General features: G+C 60.9%; 1 protein-coding gene. It reads left to right on the plus strand.

The window, feature by feature from the left end; genetic code table 11:
* Positions 1 to 88: 88 nt before the first annotated feature.
* Positions 89 to 253, plus strand: a complete 165-nt coding sequence (locus CYJ76_RS12600) for a hypothetical protein (RefSeq protein ID WP_180802310.1) — start codon at positions 89 to 91, stop codon at positions 251 to 253.
* The last annotated feature ends 64 nt before the right edge of the window (positions 254 to 317 follow it).

Raw genomic sequence — 317 nt, forward strand, 5'->3', positions numbered from 1 at the left:
AGGCAGAAAAGAAAAAGTCTGGTCCGTCGATGGCGGACGAGTTGAAGCGGAAGCGCCAGGAAAGGTTGGCCGCAGCTAAGGAGGGTGCATGAGTGATCATCGTCTGGTGGCTCCGGACAGTGGTTTCGCGCCTCGTTCGGAGCCGGTGGGGGAGCAGTTGCCGCGTTTTTTCCATGCCCCGGAGTGGTCGCAGTCGTCGGGGGATATTTTGGCGGATCTTGCCTCGGTGTGTGGGGTGGAGTTGTTGCCGTGAGCAGGTGCGGTCCATGCCGGACAGTCGTGAGACGGCGATCATTCTGAAGGATGGCCGGCGGATC

Source organism: Kytococcus schroeteri (genome assembly GCF_002847825.1).
Lineage (GTDB): Bacteria > Actinomycetota > Actinomycetes > Actinomycetales > Dermatophilaceae > Kytococcus > Kytococcus schroeteri.

What these genes read in the sequence shown, in the direction of transcription:
- CYJ76_RS12600 (WP_180802310.1), top strand. Translation starts at nt 89, where the DNA reads ATGAGTGATCATCGTCTGGTGGCTCCGGACAGTGGTTTCGCGCCTCGT.